This window comes from Joostella atrarenae (assembly GCF_021764745.1).
Taxonomy (GTDB): Bacteria; Bacteroidota; Bacteroidia; order Flavobacteriales; family Flavobacteriaceae; genus Galbibacter; species Galbibacter atrarenae.
Genome location: NZ_JAETXX010000004.1, coordinates 150,637 through 170,805 on the forward strand (window position 1 = coordinate 150,637; position 20,169 = coordinate 170,805).

At 32.7% G+C, this 20,169-nt stretch carries 13 protein-coding genes; 12 read left to right on the forward strand and 1 reads right to left on the reverse strand.

What is annotated here, in order from left to right; all coding sequences use genetic code 11:
- Nucleotides 1–84 precede the first annotated feature (84 nt).
- From JM658_RS08525 to JM658_RS08580, 12 genes are all read left to right on the forward strand, one after another.
- Nucleotides 85–1,317, forward strand: coding sequence for a M48 family metallopeptidase (locus JM658_RS08525; RefSeq protein WP_236958836.1), 1,233 nt, complete (start codon nt 85–87; stop codon nt 1,315–1,317).
- 131 nt (nt 1,318–1,448) lie between these two features.
- The gene (locus JM658_RS08530; protein WP_236958837.1) at nt 1,449–3,653 is read left to right on the forward strand and encodes a RelA/SpoT family protein; all 2,205 of its coding nucleotides are present in this window, start codon (nt 1,449–1,451) and stop codon (nt 3,651–3,653) included.
- Nucleotides 3,654–3,788: 135 nt separating this feature from the next.
- Nucleotides 3,789–4,232, forward strand: a complete 444-nt coding sequence (locus JM658_RS08535) for a Fur family transcriptional regulator (RefSeq protein WP_236958838.1) — start codon at nt 3,789–3,791, stop codon at nt 4,230–4,232.
- Nucleotides 4,233–4,250: 18 nt separating this feature from the next.
- A complete protein-coding gene (locus tag JM658_RS08540; RefSeq protein WP_236958839.1) occupies nt 4,251–5,522 on the forward strand; it encodes an adenylosuccinate synthase in 1,272 nt (423 codons plus the stop codon).
- Nucleotides 5,523–5,711: 189 nt separating this feature from the next.
- Nucleotides 5,712–7,520: an OstA-like protein gene (locus JM658_RS08545; protein ID WP_236958840.1), complete on the forward strand. Its 1,809-nt coding sequence runs from the start codon at nt 5,712–5,714 to the stop codon at nt 7,518–7,520.
- Nucleotides 7,517–8,710, forward strand: a complete 1,194-nt coding sequence (locus JM658_RS08550; RefSeq protein WP_236958841.1) for an aspartate aminotransferase family protein — start codon at nt 7,517–7,519, stop codon at nt 8,708–8,710. Before JM658_RS08545 ends, JM658_RS08550 begins: the two co-directional genes overlap by 4 nt.
- 87 nt (nt 8,711–8,797) lie before the next feature.
- Entirely contained in the window at nt 8,798–10,198 is a 1,401-nt protein-coding gene (locus JM658_RS08555; RefSeq protein ID WP_236958842.1) for a tetratricopeptide repeat protein, read from the forward strand.
- A 32-nt stretch (nt 10,199–10,230) separates the two neighbouring features.
- Nucleotides 10,231–11,145 (forward strand): DUF368 domain-containing protein, encoded by a 915-nt coding sequence (locus tag JM658_RS08560; RefSeq protein WP_236958843.1) that lies wholly within the window; start codon nt 10,231–10,233, stop codon nt 11,143–11,145.
- Between the two features lie 2 nt (nt 11,146–11,147).
- The gene (locus JM658_RS08565; protein WP_236958844.1) at nt 11,148–12,167 is read left to right on the forward strand and encodes a DUF368 domain-containing protein; all 1,020 of its coding nucleotides are present in this window, start codon (nt 11,148–11,150) and stop codon (nt 12,165–12,167) included.
- Entirely contained in the window at nt 12,164–12,901 is a 738-nt protein-coding gene (locus JM658_RS08570; RefSeq protein ID WP_236958845.1) for a shikimate dehydrogenase family protein, read from the forward strand. The genes JM658_RS08565 and JM658_RS08570 overlap by 4 nt, the downstream gene beginning before the upstream one ends.
- 332 nt (nt 12,902–13,233) lie before the next feature.
- Nucleotides 13,234–15,177: a DUF349 domain-containing protein gene (locus tag JM658_RS08575; RefSeq protein WP_236958846.1), complete on the forward strand. Its 1,944-nt coding sequence runs from the start codon at nt 13,234–13,236 to the stop codon at nt 15,175–15,177.
- A 166-nt stretch (nt 15,178–15,343) separates the two neighbouring features.
- The gene (locus tag JM658_RS08580; protein ID WP_236958847.1) at nt 15,344–17,386 is read left to right on the forward strand and encodes a tetratricopeptide repeat-containing sensor histidine kinase; all 2,043 of its coding nucleotides are present in this window, start codon (nt 15,344–15,346) and stop codon (nt 17,384–17,386) included.
- Between the two features lie 823 nt (nt 17,387–18,209).
- On the opposite strand, the gene JM658_RS08585 is transcribed toward JM658_RS08580, so the two are convergent.
- Entirely contained in the window at nt 18,210–20,153 is a 1,944-nt protein-coding gene (locus JM658_RS08585) for a nucleoside-diphosphate sugar epimerase/dehydratase (protein ID WP_236958848.1), read from the reverse strand.
- Nucleotides 20,154–20,169: the final 16 nt, after the last annotated feature.

Genomic DNA, 20,169 nt, shown 5'->3' on the forward strand with positions numbered 1-20,169 from the left:
AAATGACCTTAAACAACCTTTTGAGCTATCTCAAAAGGTTGTTTTATTATATGAAACATACTAGTATCTTGCACAAAAAAATTTATGAGTCCACAGGCTATCTTTTACATTATCATTGCTATTCTAATTATCGATTTTATTGTCGATTCTATATTGGATACTTTAAATGCCAAGAATTTTGACAATCCGATTCCAGAAGAATTAACAGATGTATACGACAAAGAAGAATACAAAAAGTCACAGGCTTATAAAAAAACAAATCATAAATTCTCGAATATAAGCGGATTGTTTTCATTGTGCTTAACGCTTGGATTTTTCTTTTTTGACGGATTTGAATATGTTGATAATATTGCGAGAAGCATCAGTAGTAATGAAATTATAATTGCTTTAGTTTTCTTCGGAATAATAACTTTTGCAAGTGATATTATTACCACTCCATTTTCATATTACCACACTTTTATCATTGAAGAAAAATTTGATTTTAATAAAACTTCAAAGAAAACCTTCTTCCTAGACAAAATAAAAGGTTGGTTGATGATGATTGTTTTAGGAGGCGGTATTTTATCACTTATCATTTGGTTCTACCAAATCTCGGGTGCTAATTTCTGGATTTATGCATGGATTATGGTTGCAGTATTTACCGTTTTTATAAATATGTTTTACAGTAAAATAATCGTTCCGCTTTTTAACAAGCAAACTCCTTTAGAAGACGGAAGTCTTAAAACAAAAATTGAAAACTACGCTGCTAAAGTCGGCTTTCAATTAGATAACATTTTTGTAATCGATGGTTCTAAGCGTTCTACAAAAGCAAATGCTTATTTTTCTGGCTTCGGAAAACAAAAAAGAATCACCCTTTTTGACACATTGGTTAACGATTTAGAAGAAGAGGAAATTGTGGCTGTACTAGCTCATGAAGTTGGCCATTATAAGAAAAAGCACATTGTATTTAATATCATAGCTTCCATAGTACTTACAGGAATTACGCTATTCATACTTTCTTTATTTATAAACATTCCAGAATTATCGCTTGCTATCGGGGTAAATCAGCCAAGTTTTCATGCTGGACTCATCGCTTTCGGTATTCTTTACAGTCCTATTTCAGAAGTAACAGGACTTATTATGAATCTGTTTTCAAGGAAATTCGAATATCAAGCCGACGATTTTGCAAAAGAAACGTATGCAGGAGAACCACTAGTAACCTCTTTAAAGAAGCTTTCTAAAAACAGCTTGAGCAACCTTACCCCGCACCCTGCCTATGTTTACGTACATTATTCACACCCAACGTTACTCCAAAGACTAAAAAATTTAAGAAAATAGATTATTTCCTATCTATACTTTTATCAGCAAAAAACTGCTTCAGTAAAAAAAATTAAAATATTATTGATTTTTCTACCTGTAAAGGCATAAATATTGTTGTTAAATAATAAAGTTTATGTTATTTTTAATCTATGACGGTACTTGAAGTAGAAAAGGAGAACAAGCAAATTGCAAGGCAATACAAAGAATTGCTTCGTATAAGTTATCAAACGCTTACAGATGAAGATAAGAAACTCATCCGTTTAGCTTTTGATACGGCTGTAGATGCCCATAAAGATCAGCGTAGAAAAAGTGGAGAAGCTTATATTTTTCATCCCATTGCGGTTGCTAAAATTGTAGCGCAGCAAATTGGGCTGGATGCTACTGCCATTGCTGCAGCTTTATTACATGATGTTGTAGAAGATACCTCGTATACATTAGAGGATATGGAACGTTTATTTGGTGAAACTGTAGCCCGAATTGTAGATGGGCTTACAAAAATATCCCAAATGACTTCTGAGCAGGATATTTCGCTCCAAGCGGAGAATTTTAGAAAAATGCTCCTTACCTTAAATGATGATGTCCGAGTAATCCTTATAAAAATAGCCGATCGTTTGCACAATATGCAAACCATGGATTCTATGGCAGCACATAAGCAGGTGAAAATCGCTTCGGAAACACTTTATATTTATGCTCCGCTGGCACATAGAATTGGACTCTATAATATTAAAACGGAACTCGAAGATCTTGGTCTTAAATATACTGAACCAAATGTCTACAATGATATTTTGGGGAAAATGGAAGAATCAAAAGAAGATCAGGAAGAGTATATTGAGTCTTTTAGCAATGTTATAAAGGAAAGTTTAGATGTAGAAGGTCTTAATTATTCTATTAAAGGAAGACCGAAATCTATTTTTTCCATTCGAAGAAAGATGAAAGCTCAGAATGTGAGTTTTGATGAAGTATACGATAAATTTGCTATTAGAATTATCTATAAAAGTGATCGTGAAAATGAAAAATTCTTAGCTTGGAAAATTTATTCTATCGTTACAGATCACTTTAGACCGAACCCTACACGTTTACGAGATTGGATTTCCTCTCCTAAAACTACAGGTTACGAGGCCTTGCATATTACTGTAATTGGACCAAAAGGACGTTGGGTAGAAGTTCAAATACGAAGTGAGCGAATGCATGAAATTGCAGAAAAAGGGTATGCTGCTCACTTTAAATATAAACACGGAAACCAAAAAGAGCAAGGAATAGAAATATGGTTAAATAAACTCCAAGAAGCCCTAGAAAATGCTGATGGAAATGCCGTAGATTTCGTAGAAGAGTTTAAGCTGAACCTCTATTCGAGAGAGATTTTTGTGTTCACACCAAAAGGAGAATTAAAATCGCTTCCTAAGGGATCCACTCCCCTAGATTTTGCTTTTAGTATCCATACAGAAGTTGGTCTAAAAACAAGAGGTGCTAAAATTAACGGTAAATTGGTTCCGTTAAGTAGAACGATAAAAAGTGGAGATCAGGTAGAGATTATTACTTCTGAAAGCTCTAAACCAAATGCCAACTGGTTAGATTATGCTACTACAGCAAGAGCAAGAGCGAAAATAAAGTCTTCTCTAAAAGATGAGAAAAAACAAATTGCAGAAGAAGGTAAAGAAATCTTACGCCGTAAGTTAAAGCACCTTAAGATTACCTTAAATGAGAATATTATAAATGAACTTGTTGTTTACTTTAAACTTAAAACAAGCTTAGATTTATTTTATCGTGTCGGGATTAGCACCATTGACAACCAAATGCTAAAAGACTTTGTTTCTTCTCGTAGCAATACGTTTATCAATTTCTTCAAAAATAAGATGCGTAAAAACACTTCTTCAGAAGAAATCAATAAAGAGGAGATAACGACCAATTATGATCAGCTCGTTTTTGGAAAAGAAGAAGAGAAATTAGATTATAAATTTTCAGCTTGCTGCAACCCTATTCCTGGAGATGACGTTTTTGGATTTATAACTGTAAATGAAGGAATTAAAGTGCATAAAAAGAATTGCCCTAATGCAATTACGCTACAATCAAATTATGCGTATCGTATTATATCAGCAAAATGGATAGATTCTACGCAACAGGAATTTACAGCTACCATAAAATTAGATGGAATTGATAATTTAGGATTGGTGAGTAATGTAACAAAGGTTATATCTAACAATATGCATGTAAACATGAAGAATATCAACTTCGAGACAGAAGGCGGTGTTTTTTCAGGAAAAATTACTGTTGAAGTTAAAAATAAAACCATTCTAAAAAAATTGTTAGAAAACTTAAAGAAAATTCACGGTATAGATAAAGTAAAACGCCTATAATTTCCTTTAGAAAAGGGTCGTTATACCTCATTATAGAAACCAGCTTTTTTAAACTAGTTTTAATAGAGAATGGATTTTCTAATGCATAATTCGTGTTTAAACATTACATTTGTATCCTAATTCGTAGATTTGATTATGGCGAACGAAAAAAATCAAGAAATCGTTAAAAATGTGTTTACCAAATTTTTGGAAGAACACAAACACAGGAAAACTCCTGAACGATATGCTATACTCCAAGAAATTTATGATAGTACTGAACATTTCGATATAGAATCTCTTTATATCAAAATGAAAAATAAGAACTATCGAGTAAGTCGGGCAACATTATATAATACGATAGAACTTCTACTAGACTCTGGTTTGGTTAGAAAACATCAGTTTGGGCAAAACCAAGCTCATTATGAGAAGTCGTATTTTGATAAGCAACACGACCATGTAATCTTAACAGATACTGGAGAGGTTATGGAGTTTTGCGATCCACGCATTCAAAACATTAAGAAAACAATCGAAGAGGTTTTCGATATAAAAATTCAGAATCATTCGCTGTACTTTTATGGTACTAAAAATGACAAAAGCTAATAACTTTATTTACAAAAAATGGCAGTAGACTTACTACTAGGATTACAATGGGGAGACGAGGGAAAAGGTAAAATCGTTGATGTACTCACCAAAGATTATGATATTATTGCACGTTTTCAAGGGGGGCCTAATGCAGGTCACACCCTAGAATTTGATGGCATAAAACACGTATTGCATACCATTCCTTCTGGAATTTTTCATGACAATGCTGTAAATGTTGTAGGAAATGGAATTGTTATAGACCCAGTAATATTTCAGAAAGAACTAGAAAATTTAGAGAAATTTAATCTTGATATTAAATCTAAACTTTTAATTTCTAGAAAAGCACATCTTATCCTTCCAACGCACAGATTGTTGGATGCAGCATCAGAAGCTTCAAAAGGAAAAGCTAAAATCGGTTCTACTTTAAAAGGAATTGGTCCTACTTACATGGACAAAACTGGTAGAAACGGTATTCGCGTTGGAGATTTAGAACTTGAAGATTGGAAAGATAAATATAGAACTTTGGCTGATAAACATGAGGCCATGATTAATTTCCATGATGTAAGTATTCAATATAACCTTGCAGAGTTAGAAGCTGAATTCTTTGCTGCAGTGAAGGTTTTAAAATCTCTAACTTTTATAGATAGTGAAGAATACATCCACCAAGCACAAGAAAACAAGAAAACTATTTTGGCAGAAGGTGCTCAAGGATCATTATTAGATATTGACTTCGGAACATACCCATTTGTAACTTCTTCTAATACTACTGCAGCAGGTGCTTGTACTGGATTAGGAGTCGCTCCAAATAAAATTGGTGACGTTTACGGAATTTTTAAAGCGTATACAACTCGTGTTGGTAGCGGTCCATTCCCAACGGAACTTTTTGATGAAGATGGAGAGACTATGGGGCGTGTTGGAAATGAATTTGGAGCTACTACAGGTAGAAAAAGACGTTGTGGTTGGTTAGATTTAGTAGCCTTACGTTATGCTGTTCAAGTAAGTGGTGTTACACAACTTATTATGATGAAAGCAGATGTTTTAAGTGGATTTAAAAAACTTAAAATCTGTACTGCTTATAACTATAGAGGGGAAACTATTAAACACCTACCATACAATATAGAGGCTGAAAATGTAACCCCTATATATACAGAAATAGATGGTTGGGATAAAGATCTTACTAAAATTAATAGTAAAGATGATTTCCCTGCTGCTTTAAATGGATACATAGATTTCTTGGAGAAAGAACTTAATGTACCAATTACTGTAGTTTCTGTGGGACCAGATAGAACTCAAACTATCAACAGATAGATCAATAAAATTCAAATGAACTTGTTAAGGATGTATGTAGTTATACGCTATATAATGCAGCTTTAACAAGTTCATTTGGTTTTATAATATAGAACATAAACACTATCTCCGTTTATGTTTTATAAATTCTTCATAACTATCCGCTATCTAACTGAAAAAACTTTATTTTTGAAGCAAAATTATAAGCGGTTGACTCGAATACAAACATACATATGCATACTCCTTTGCTGCTTTACGGCAGTACTTTCTGCACAAGAAAAAAAGGAAATAACCATTGTTCATGGTGGGGACTTCAATAAAGACGAAGAAAAATATCCTGGGGCTTCTATTTTTAGCAAGGACTCAGAACAAGTACAATTTGAACATCAAGGGATTGATCTTTGGTGTGATTTAGCTATTTACTACAAGAAAGATAACAAAATTAAGGCCTACGGAAATGTTTTCTTTCAGCAGGGAGATTCCATTAAAATGAATAGTGAATATGTTGATTACGATGGAACTACAAAAATAGCGATTGCTAAAGAAAATGTAGTACTCCGTAATAATACAATGACCCTCAATACGGAAGAATTAGAGTTTGACAGAAATACGCAAGAGGCTTTTTATGAGAATTTTGGAACTGTAAAAGACAGCGCGAATGTCCTAACAAGTATCAAGGGACGTTATTATATGGAAATTGACAAATATGAGTTTAAAAATGACGTCAAAATAACCAATCCAGATTACATAATTAATTCGGCACGTATGGATTATTACACCAATACAAAGCACGCCTATATGTATGGGCCTTCTACTGTAATTGGTGAGGATTATAAAATGTACTGCGAGCGTGGATATTATAATACTGTTGAAGAAAATGGATATGGCGTTAAAAATACACGTATAGATTACAGTGATCGTATTATTTATGGTGACAGCCTGTTTTTTAACAAAGCTACAGAATTCGCTTCTGCTACTAATAACATAAAAGTTATAGACACTGTAAATGACGGCGTTTTACGTGGTCATTATGCTGAAATATACAAAGCCAAAGATTCTGTTCTCGTAACTAAAAAAGCATTAGCAATAAGCTTATTCGAGAAAGACTCTATGTACATCCATGCGGATACATTGATGGTTACTGGGAAAGAAGACGAACGTGTTGTAAGAGGATTTAAAGACGCTAGATTCTTTAAAACTGATTTAAGCGGAAAATGTGATTCCATCCACACCGATGAAAAAACGGGAATTACACAGCTAATTTCTAAAATTCCACTCGGAACTCCTGAAAATAAATATTCTGCTTTCCGACCAGTTTTATGGAATGGAGAGACACAAATGACTGGGGATACTATTAATATTATTTCCAATGTAAAAACTGAAAAATTAGATTCCCTTAAAGTTTGGGACAATGCTTTTATAATCCAAAAAGATTCTCTCAGCGGAATAAAATTTAAGGATTCTCTTAAGCAAGGATATAATCAGATAAAAGGAAAATATCTCTACGGTTTATTTGAAGAGAATGAATTAAAAATTGTTGACATTGTAAAAAATGCAGAGCTCATATATTATTTATGGGATGATGATGATGAATTTGTGGGAATCGATAAACGAGTTTGCGGACTTATACAAATGGTCATGTTAAATAATGAAGTTGATAACACCACATCGTTTATTAATGTTGAAGGTGATATCTTTCCTGATAGTGAATTACCAGTAAATGGACGTAAATTTAGGGGATTCTATTGGCGTGGCGATGAGATTATGCATACTCCTGATGATTTATTCAGTGAAGAAGATAATAATATCGTACTTCCTGTTATAAATGGAGTTAACAATCCTATAGATATAGACAATCCAAACCTAGCGCCAGAAGAGATCACAGGAGAAGCCGAAAATAAAATTGAAGAAAAAGAAGGAGACGATCAGCCCACTAAAGCTCCGACTAAGTCGAATAAAAAGGCAACACTCCCTAAAAAATCACCTTCTAAAGAAAAGGCTGAAGAAAGTTCTAAATGACAGAAGATTTCTTAAAATATCAAGCACAAACTGGACCAACACCATTAAGTGTTGAAGTTTCTCATGCCAATGGATCGTACATATACGACACCAAAGGAAACACCTATTTAGATTTTGTTGCTGGAGTCTCTGCAAACACTTTAGGGCATAGCAATCCAACGATTGTAAAAGCAGTTCAAGAACAAGCTGCTTCCTACATGCACGTAATGGTATATGGGGAATATGTACAAAAACCAGCTGTAGATGTTTCAAAACTATTAGCTGAACAATTACCAGATTCTTTAAGCACTACATATCTTGTAAACTCAGGAACCGAAGCGATTGAAGGCGCCATGAAACTCGCCAAAAGAGCAACAGGAAGAGGAGAAATAATTGGTGCAAAACACGCATACCACGGAAACACCCAAGGTTCTATGAGCTTAATGGGTTTTGAAGAACGAAAACAAGCCTACAGACCATTACTCCCTGGCATTAAATTTATAACATTTAATAGCGAAGCAGATCTTCAAAAAATAACGCATAAAACAGCTGCCGTATTATTAGAAACCATCCAAGGAGGCGCTGGTTTTATAGAACCTAAAAATGATTATTTAAAGAAGGTAAAACAACGTTGTGAAGATGTTGGCGCTTTACTTATTCTTGATGAAATACAGCCTGGTTTTGGACGCACAGGAAAGCTCTTTGGTTTTATGAACTACAGTATAATTCCTGATATTCTCGTTATGGGAAAAGGAATGGCTGGAGGAATGCCTATTGGAGCATTTACTGCGTCGTATGACATGATGGCATTATTAAAGGATGCTCCTAAAATGGGACATATTACTACATTTGGTGGTCATCCTGTAATTGCTGCTGCTGCACTTGCTACATTGAAAGAATTAACAAATTCAACCTTAATCCCTCAAACCCTTGAAAAAGAAAAACTCTTCCGAACACTTTTGGTACATCCTTTGATTAAAGAGATTAGAGGAAAAGGCTTAATGCTTGCTGTAATCGTAGAAAATGAAGAATTAACAAACTTCTTAGTACTTGAAGGAATGAAAAGAGGACTTATCCTTTTTTGGTTATTATTCGAGTCGAAAGCTATACGGATTACACCACCACTAACCATTTCAAATGAAGAAATTGAAGAAGGTTGCACCACCATTTTAGGACTTCTAAATGAGTGGAATAGCCAAAATGTTAACTAATTTGTTAATAACAATAAGGTTTTTGATTCGAACATAACGCTTCAAACCCTAATTTTATTAATGTAGAAATCTAAAAACGCATCGCTTATGCCATTTAGTGCTCACGAAGATCAAGACCCACCGTTAGCAAAGTTTGAATCAATGTTAAAAACAAATGATGTTTATTTCTTTGATTCTGAAGACTTCCAAGAGATAACTCATCATTATTTAGACTCTGGAAAAGTTGCATTGGCTAAAAAAGCCATTCAAATAGGCTTACAACAACATCCTACATCTACAGAATTAAAACTACTTTATGTTGAAATTCTTGTATTTGAAGATCGTTTTGATGCCGCAGAGATTATTCTAAATGAAATTGAAGCTATAGAGTCTTCAAATGAAGAAATCTTTATTCAAAAAGCTAACATATATTCAAAACAAGATAATCATCAAAAGGCAATTGAGCTTCTTCATGAAGCTTTGTCAATGACTGAAGATAATGCCGATATCTATTCGCTATTAGGAATGGAATATTTATTTCTAGACGATTATGAGTCTGCAAAAGATGCTTTTATAAATTGTTTAAATGAAGATTATGAGGATTATGCTGCGCTATACAATGTAATTTATTGTTTCGATTTCTTAGAAGATTTCGATGGGGCGATTACTTTTCTAAACTCATATTTAGATCAGAATCCATATTGTGAAGTAGCATGGCACCAATTAGGAAAACAATTTGTAAGTAAGAAAATGTACAAAGAGGCACTCTCAAGTTTTGATTTTGCTATTTATTCTGACGATACTTTTATTGGAGCTTACCTTGAGAAAGGACGTGTTTTAGAACGCCTAAGACGCTACAATGAGGCTATTGAAAATTATGAAATCACATTAGGGCTAGATGACCCTACCTCATATGCATATTTGAGAATTGGAAAATGCCATGATAAACTTGGTAATTTCGATTTGGCAAAAAAATTCTTTTATAGAACCGTTCATGAAGATCCACTTTTAGATAAAGGCTGGATTGCAATAACCGATTTCTATTACAAACAAGGGAACTATCAAAAAGCTCTTTATTACATCAATAAAGCCATTAATATTGATAGTGAAAATGTAATGTATTGGAAGCGAAATGCTAAAATCAATGAGTTGCTTCATTTTTATGAAGAAGCAGATCTTGCCTACAAAAAAACAGTAGAATTAGGTAACTATGAACTGCAAACATGGATTTCATGGTCAGATATTTTACATAAACTTGGAGAATATGACAGTGCCATCCGAACTTTATTACAAGCACTAGAATTTTATCCAGAACATGCAGATTTAGAGTATCGTTTAGCAGGAATGTATTACCTCTCATCTGATGCTTTAAAAGGAACTTTTCATTTAAAAAATGCTTTAAAACATAACTTTGAAGAGCATGATACTATGGAGATATTATTCCCTGCCGTTTACAACCGAAAAACTGTGAAAAATATAATCCACAGTTTTAAAAACGCATCGCTATAAAATTGCTATTTTTGTTCGAATAAGAACAAAATATGCAAAGATCAATTTTAGATTATTTTATTATTACACTTAAAGGAATCGCCATGGGAGCAGCAGATGTTGTGCCTGGTGTTTCTGGAGGTACTATTGCTTTTATTTCTGGAATCTATGAAGAATTAATAACTTCCATAAATAATATAAGTCTCGAAACACTTAAAATCCTTAAAAAGGAAGGCTTTAAAAAAGCATGGGATCATATAAATGGAAATTTTCTAATTGCTCTTTTCGCAGGTATTGCCATCAGTGTATTATCGCTTGCTAAATTAATAAAATGGCTTTTAGAGTTCCACCCTATTCTATTATGGTCATTTTTCTTTGGATTGGTAGTTGCCAGCATCTTTTTTGTTGGTAAACAGATCACAAAATGGAATCCTCAAGCTATTATCTCTTTTATCATCGGAGCTGGAGTTGCTTATTACATTACAACCCTCCCTCCTATGCATGAAAATGGAGGCGCTTTATATTTATTTTTCTCTGGTGCTCTTGCGATATGTGCAATGATTTTACCAGGAATTTCTGGAGCCTTTATATTAGTTCTACTAGGCGCATATGGACGAATTTTAGAAGCTGTAGACACTTTAGATTTTAAAACAATAGCAATTGTTGGTCTGGGAGCTATTTTTGGATTACTAAGTTTCTCCAAACTTCTTAAATACCTTTTTACAAACTATAAAAATGTTACTTTAGCTATCCTTACTGGTTTTATTTTAGGATCTTTAAATAAAATATGGCCATGGAAAGAAGTTACTGAAATACAGAAATTTGGTGATAAAGTTGTAACGATAACCAAAAGTACGAGTCCGTTTAATTATGATGGCGATCCACAATTATTATGGGCTATAATTTTGGGAATCATCGGATTTTTAACCATCTTCCTTCTAGAAAAGATTGCTACTGTAAAAAAATAAGAATGCAACAGCCAACACGTACACTTCTCGATAAGTTTTTCCTTTTTATCAAGGGATTAGCAATGGGTGCCGCCAATAAGGTTCCTGGTGTTTCTGGTGGTGTTGTCGCTTTTGTTGCTGGCTTTTATGAAGAATTTATTTACTCCCTTCAAAAGGTAAATTTAAAGGCTTTAAAATTACTCCTTAACGGAAGGTTTAAAAGTTTTTACACATATATTAACGGTCGGTTTTTGAGTCTTCTGCTCTTAGGAATGCTCGTTAGCTACTTTAGTATTTCTAAAATTCTAGATTATTTTATTGCCAAAGAAGAGCTCTATGTATGGTCTGCTTTTTTTGGAATGATCTTAGGATCGATACACTATATAGCCAAAGATTTTCATCATTGGAACCGTAAAACAATTATAGGATGCATCATCGGGATAGCCATTGGTGTTTCTATTAGTTTCCTTAATCCTGCTAAACAAAATGAGAATCTATTTTTTGTTTTTTTCTGCGGAATTATTAGCGTTTCTGGAATGACTTTACCAGGATTATCAGGCTCGTTTATTTTAATATTACTCGGTAATTACGTACTTCTATTAGTAGACTCCGTAAATGCTCTTTATGATACTTTTGCTGAAATATTTGGAGGTGATTTTAGCTTTATGGATAATCCCGAGCGCATCGAAATGCTTAAAATATTAGCCGTTTTTACTCTTGGATCTGTAACAGGATTGGTCACACTCTCCCATCTTCTAAGTTTTATTTTAAAACGCTACAAAAATATTGCTACCGCTATTATTCTTGGTTTTATAACTGGTTCTTTAGGAGTTGTATGGCCATGGAAAGAAACCATCTATAGGTTAGACGAATTCGGAGAGATCATGAAAGATTCTGCTGGAGAGAAAATTATTGTTAACTACCAACGCTTTATACCAAACCTTAAAGACCCTGAAACAATATATGCATTCGGATTTATTATTTTAGGTGTTTTAATTGTCTTAGGATTGGACTGGTATGGGCAAAAAAGTCTAAAAAAATGAACAAGCACTTCGGACTATTAGGAAAGGACATCTCTTATTCTTTTTCTAGTGGATATTTCACCAAAAAATTTGAAAAGCTAGGTCTCACTAATCACTCCTACGTTAATTTCGATCTTCAAAATGTAGAAGAGATAAAAGATGTTTTAAGTAATGATAAAGAGATTGTTGGCTTTAATATTACTATTCCTTATAAAGAAGCTATTATTCCTTTTTTAACTGAAATAGATCCAAAAGCTGAAGAAATCGGCGCTGTAAATACTGTAAAAGTAACAGAAAATGGTCTTAAAGGCTATAACACGGATATTTATGGTTTCCAAAAATCTATAGAACCGCACATTAAACCTACGCATAAGAAAGCACTTATTTTAGGAACAGGTGGCGCATCTAAAGCTGTGAAACATGCTTTAATAGATTTAGGATTAGAATACAAATATGTTTCTCGTTCTGCTTCTGAAGATAAGTATAGCTACGAGATGCTTACCAAAGAAGTCATGCAAGAATATCATGTAATTGTAAACTGCTCTCCCGTAGGTACATTTCCTAAAGTAGATCATAAGCCAGCTATTCCCTATGAATTTCTAACAGAAAACCATTTGGTTTTCGATCTCATTTATAACCCTCCAAAAACTGCTTTTATGAAACATGCAGAAGCAAATGGTGCTAAAGCTGTAAATGGAAGTAAAATGCTCGAGCTACAAGCAGAAAAAGCTTGGGAGATATGGCAAGAGAAATAATAATGCTAGGCTTTAGGCTTTAGGCTTTAGGTAAAATACAAATATTGGAACTGAGCATCAAAACTATCTACTAAACGCTATTAATCTTACAAACTAATTACGCATAAGGGATTGAGCTTTTGTTTGAGCTCTTACAACTTTTCTGTTGTAAAGCGAGTAGTGAAAGCCCGACCGTATATTTTGAAAAAATAAACGGTTATGCCCAAATACTACATATTCAAGGCATTAAAAATCTAATTATTTAAGAGTTCCAAAGAAAAACACTTGGCTAATTTGTTACTTGTTAGTATCTTTCAGTTCGAAAGTATTAACGAACCTTATACATTTACAAAATGTTAGAAGAAAAAAATGATAACCTGCAGCCCGATGCAGACGGAAGTGAAAAGAATAACGAAACTCCAAAAGTTGAAAACCAAGAAGAGACTAAGGAGGTTCCTACGGAAGAAAAGGAAATAAATTCGACTTCCGAGGCGAAGAATGAAGATGATCCACAGAATGAAATAGACGAATCGAATGCTGAAGATGCTGAGGATGAAGGACATAAAGATCGTCATGAAATACCAATGCTAGACTACCATGCCATGAGTATGGATGCTTTGGTGGTGGAACTTGAAAAGTTAGTAAACAAAGAAAAAGTACAGGCTATAAAAAGCCATGTAGACAATATAAAATCGGAATTCGATTTAAAATTCCAAGAGCTTTTAGAGCAAAAAAAGGAAGATTTCTTACAAGAAGGTGGCAACGAAATAGATTTTAACTATACTTCTACTACTAAAAAGGCTTTTAATGACCTCTATGGTGAATATAAAGAGAAGAAAAATCAATATTATAAGAATCTAGAACACCGCTTACAATCTAATTTAGAAAATCGACAAGAAATTATAGAGGAACTGAAAGGCCTTATTAATGTTGAGGAAAATATAAACGATACCTATAAACATTTCAAAGAATTACAAGAAAGATGGAGAAATGCTGGACCGATTCCTCGTGTGAGTTACAATGACGTTTGGCGTACTTATCATCATCATGTTGAGATATTTTATGATTTCTTAGACCTAAACAGAGACCTTCGAGACCTTGATTTTAAACATAATTTAGAGGAGAAAGAAAAAATTATTGCGCAAGCGGAATCGTTATCCGAAATGGGCGATGTAAATAAGGCGTTTAGAGAATTACAGCTGCTACACAAAATCTGGAAGGAAGATTTAGGACCTGTTGATAGAGAGCACCGTGATGATATTTGGAATCGTTTTAGTGCTGCCACAAAAGTAATTCACCAAAAGAGACAAGAGTACTTTAAAAATCAAGATAGCATTCACGAAGCCAATTTATTGGTAAAGCAAGATATTATTAAAAAAATCGATGCTATTACCAAGCAACCTGCAAATAGCCATAGTGGTTGGCAAAAACTTATTAAAGAAGTAGAAAAACTACGTGAAGACTTCTTTAATGCGGGGAGAGTTCCTTATAAAGTTAACGAGCAGACTTGGGCTGATTTTAAAGAAACTGTTAGGAAATTCAATCGAAATAAGAATTCATATTATAAAAATCTAAAAAAGGATCAGCAAGAAAATCTTGATAAGAAGATGGCACTTGTTAAATTGGCGGAATCTTTAAAAGATAATGATGATTGGGATAAAACTACTCCTATCATGAAAAAGATTCAAAGCGATTGGAAGAATATTGGTCATGTTCCTAGAAAATATTCTGATAAGATTTGGAATGAGTTTAAAGCAGCTTGTAACCACTACTTCGATAAGCTTCACGCTAAGAAAAATGAGCATTTTAAAGAAGAACTTGAAGCTTTTGAGAAGAAGAAAGTATTTTTGGATGACTTAAAAGAATATCAGTTATCTGGTGATAAAGAGAAAGATCTAGAGCAGATAAAAGTATATATCGCAGATTGGAAAGCTATTGGTCGTATTCCACATAGCAAAAAGAGTATTGAGGTTAAATTCAATAAAATCTTAGATGCACTATTTAAGAAATTGGATCTTGATAAGAAGAAAGCTGAGCTTATAAAATATGGTAATAAGTTAGATCAATTAGCCAATGCAGATAACGATTCATTGATTAATAATGAGCGTATATTTATCCGTAGAAAAATCGATGAGGAAAAAGCTGAGATTCGACAATTAGAAAACAATTTACAGTTTATAAATGCTGATGAAAGTAATCCGATTGTAAAAGAGGTGATGAAAAATATCGATAAGCACCATGAAGATCTTGAACTATGGAAAGCTAAGCTCAAAAAAATAAAAAACATCAATCAGTAAGAAAAGCTAAACTAAGTTTATACAATACTTAAGCTTGGCAATTAGAATTTACAACTGATTGTAAAATATTTGGTGTGGCTTGTTACATTTTCAAGATTCATTTAACCGCTAGATAATGAAAGTAATTATTTTTTATGTTAAATTTGAAGCTGTAACAAGCCCCTGAATGAAGTATACACCACTACTTATATCACTTTGTTTATTTATAAGCACACATAGCTTTTGCCAAGAGCGAAAGATGGATAGCTTACGTGATAAAATAGCGGTTCTTAATGAATTACCTCCCCAAAAGAAAAAAGACACTTCTTATATAAACCTGCTAAATAGGTATGTTCTTAGTAACTATTATGTAAATAATGATACTATAAAACATTATGCAGATATAAGTTTAAAACTTTCGCAATCTATAAAATATGAATATGGGGAAATAGAATCTCTTATCAACCTTGGGTTTTATGAAAGTGAAATTGGGAATTATAAGAAAGGGATTGAATATGCTCAAAAGGGATTAGAAAAAGCATTAGTATTCAACGATCTTAAAATAATCTTGATTTGCTATAGTAATCTTGCTACTTTTTATGAATATGCTGGAGACATAAAAAACTCTGTTGAATCGAGCTTAAAAGGGATTAGTATTGCTGAAATAAAGACTAAAAAAACAAAAGATGAGCTTCTATATTTAAGTTTATTATATGAAAATATAGGTCTTACCTATGGATTACAACGAGAATATATAAAGGCTCTAGAATTTCTTCATAAGGCGCAAGAAATAAATATAAAAGTAGACAGCAAGTTATCTCAAGCACAAACACTAAGTAATATTGCTAGCTTTCAATTATTAACTGATGAATTTGAAAAGGGAATAGAAAATATCGATAAATCTATCCCTACTTTTATAGAATTAGATTATAAAGACTGGTTAGCTTATGCCTTGAAGGTAAAAGGACAATTATTTGTTCAGGTAAACAAATACGAAGAGGCTCTAGATATCTTCATGGAGTCGCTGTCTTTATATGAAACAGTAGAAGATAAAAGAGAGAAGATTTCGCTATTAAATAGTATTGCCAATACCTACTGTGAAATGCAAGAATATGATCTTGCAAAAATGTATGCTGAAGAAGGATTAGTCTCTGCAAAAGAGCTGAATTCTTTTGAAGATATAAAAGAGTGCTCCCAAACACTCTCTCTAGTTCATAAAAAAATGCTCGATTATAAAACTGCGTTGGAATATCATGAGCAGTTTAAAAATTATAACGATAGCATTTTTAATCATAAAAACACAAAAAGTGTAGCTGCACACGAGGCGCAAATGTCTTTTATCTCCATGGAGAATAAATTGAGACTAGAAAACCAAAAGCAGCACAATAAGCAACGTCTGTTCATGTATTTATCTACAGGCGGAGTTCTTATACTACTGACTGTTTTATTTTTTACACAGCGAAGCAGAAAAGTAGAGCGTAAACTTAATGGGTTATTAGCAAATAAGAATCACGATCTCAAAAAAAGGGAGTTAGAGCTACAGGAACTCAACGAAACTAAGAATAAGTTTTTCTCTATCATAGCTCACGATTTAAGAGCTCCAATAGGCTCTCTAAACTCCTTAATCGATTTATTAAAAGACAATCAAATAAGCCCAAAAGATTTTATGCAATTCGCTCCTAAACTTAGTGAGCAAGTTAAAAGCATCTCTTTTACTTTAAATAACTTATTAGTTTGGGGACAAGCGCAAATGAAGGGAACGGTTTCGAGGCCTTCGCTAAATAATTTACAATTAATTGCAAATAATAGCATCTTACTATTAAAGGAACTTGCTAATAAGAAAAATATAGTAATTACTAATAATATCCCTTATAGCGCTAAGGCTTTTATTGATGAAGACCAAATAAACTTAGTTTTTAGAAATCTAATTAGTAACGCCATAAAGTTTACACCTCAAGACGGAAAGATCATGATTTTTGCTAAGGAAAATAGTGAATTCTGGGAGGTGGAAATTAGAGATAATGGCGTTGGTATCTCCCAAGAAATTATAGATGTTATCCTATCTAAGAAAACACAATTCGGCATTACTTACGGAACAGAAAACGAAAAAGGAACGGGATTAGGCCTTAATCTTTGTAAAGAAATGATAAAGAAAAATAAAGGTACTATGTGGATTGAATCGAAGGTTAATATCGGAACCAGTTTCTTTTTTAAACTTCCGAAAAAATAGGCTAGGCTTTTGGTTTTTGTTTTTTGGTTTTTGGTTTTTGGTTTTTGGTTTAAGATATTGTTAGAAATATTTTAAAATGGGATGTTACAAAGATAAATACTAAGAAATGAGTAAAAGCAAATTAGCAGTTTTACAAATTAACAATTTTGCTATCTTATAAAAAAACTCTTCCCCTTTTATGCAAATTTCCAAAGAAGAAGGTTTTGGATTTTACTTTCTGGTTCTAAGGTGTTTGGTAAAAAATATTAGTGGATATATTTTGAATAATGAATGTTACAAGGATAAATACCATGAACTAAATAAAAGCAAATTAGCGATTTTACTAATTTGCAACTTAGCTATCTCATAAAAACTCTTCCCCTTTTATGCAAATTCCCCGAAGAAAAAGGTGTTGGGCCTTTAGTTTTTAACAAAAGGTATTGGTAGAAATATTTAAATGGGATAACACAAGGATAAATATCGCGAAATAAGCAAAGGCAAATTAGCGGTTTTACAAATTTGCAGCTTCGATATCTTATAAAAAACTCTTCCCCTTTTATGCAAATTCCCAAAGAAAAAGGTTTTGTTTTTGTTTTTGACAAAAGATATCGGTAGAAATATTTTTAATGGGATGTTACAAAGATAAATACTACGAACTAAATAAAAGCAAATTAGCGGTTTTACCAATTTGCAATTTTGCAATTTTAAAATAATTCAATTTCTAATCACTCGACTACTTAAAATACTTCGCTCTTTTAAAAGGAGAGGGACAACTATAGAAAAGAAGACTATTCCATTAAAACGCACTAACATTGATTCGAATAACAGTGCTAGGAACATAAAGTTATTTACTATTGGATATTTTCTTTAGCTTAACATCAAAGCTTTCATAAATAGAATTCTGACTCTTATATTCAGGAACCAACTTCTTCATTAATAAAACCATTGACTCAATTTTATTGTTACGAGCAGCCTGAATTATTCGCTCTATATTTTCATTAATAGCGACATAATTATCCGTATACTCTTTCCCTATCATTATTTTTTCGTGATGAGTAGCGTTGGTTTTCTCATTATTACTCAACAATTCTTCAAATAATTTTTCTCCTGGACGAAGACCTGTAATTTTAATTTTGATTTCTTTATCTGGAGTGAATCCAGCAAGACGGATCATTTTTTTGGCTAAATCTAGAATCTTAACAGGATCGCCCATGTCAAATAAAAATATCTCTCCACCCCTACCCATTCTTCCAGCTTCTATTACTAATTGACAAGCTTCAGGAATAGTCATAAAATATCTAATGATATCTGGATGTGTAATAGTAACTGGTCCACCTTTTGCAATTTGATCTTTAAATAACGGGACAACTGAGCCATTTGAGCCTAAAACGTTACCAAATCTAGTCGTAATAAATTTAGTGCAATTTGGGTTAATTCTATTTTCTTGATAATATAAAGACTGCACATACATTTCTGCAATACGCTTGGATGCCCCCATAATGTTAGTAGGATTAACAGCTTTATCTGTAGAAATCATAACAAACTTCTCTGCCTGATATTTTAGAGCCAAATCTGCCAAATTTTTAGTTCCTTCAACATTTACTAATGATGCCTCTGTTGGGTTATTTTCAATTAAGGGAACATGTTTATATGCAGCTGCATGAAAAATAACATGAGGACGACAACTTTTAAAAAGAGCAGTAATTCTATCTTTGTTACGTATGTCTGCTAATACAACTTCTAACTTTAAATTTGGATGTTTATTAGCAAGCTCTAAATGAACGCTATGTAAAGGTGTTTCGGCTTGGTCTAAAACATATAATTTTTCTGGATTAAATAAAGCAATTTGCCTTGCTATTTCACTCCCAATAGATCCTGCACCGCCTGTAATTAAAATTCTTTTCCCTTCAATATCCTTAAGAATAGAAGATAAATTTAAATTAATAGCTTTTCTAGGCAATAAGTCTTCAATTTGAATAGCTTCAATTTTTGAAGAAACCTTTTCATCTTCAACATCAGAAACCAATGGAGCCATAAATACATTAAAGTTATTTTGAATACAATCTTCTACAATTCTATTTTTCTTTTTTAATGAAATTGTAGTATCCGACAATATAACTCCTTCAGCTTTATGAAAGCGCATTAATACAGAAATACGTTTACTTAAATGTATTATTGGTTCTCCTAAAATTCTTTTATTGGTATTCTTTTTATCCTCTGTTATAAAACCAACCACTTTAAATCTAGATGGACTTTCTACTTTTAAAGCATTAGCAATAGATACAGCATTTTGATTTATCCCATAAATTAACACATTAATCGCATCTTGCTCTTTAATAGATCTTATAAAAAATTCAAAAAATTGCTTTATAGCAATTCTAAAAACAAAAAGTAATGAAAATGAAATTAAAAAATAAAGTATGAGAAATGATCGTGGCATTAAATAAGCACTTGTTTTAAAGTAAAAGCCATAATTTATTGACATGACAACTATAAAGGTAAAAATAGATGCTAGCAAAATGCGAATAGCATCAACAAAACCTGAATGCCTAATTAAACCAGCATAAGTTCTAAATATTACAAATGCCAAACTGTTAACAGTTAATACTGTTAAAACAATTAAATTTAAATTAGATTGAATCTGAATTAGAGGCTTATCCATCTGTGCAACAAGCATTGATAACACAAGGGCTACCAAACATATACACACATCAATAAAAAAAACTCCCCATCTAGGTAAAAAACCTAATTTAGATAAGTCAAACTTATCTTTAATATTATAAGACATAATAAACCACAATTAC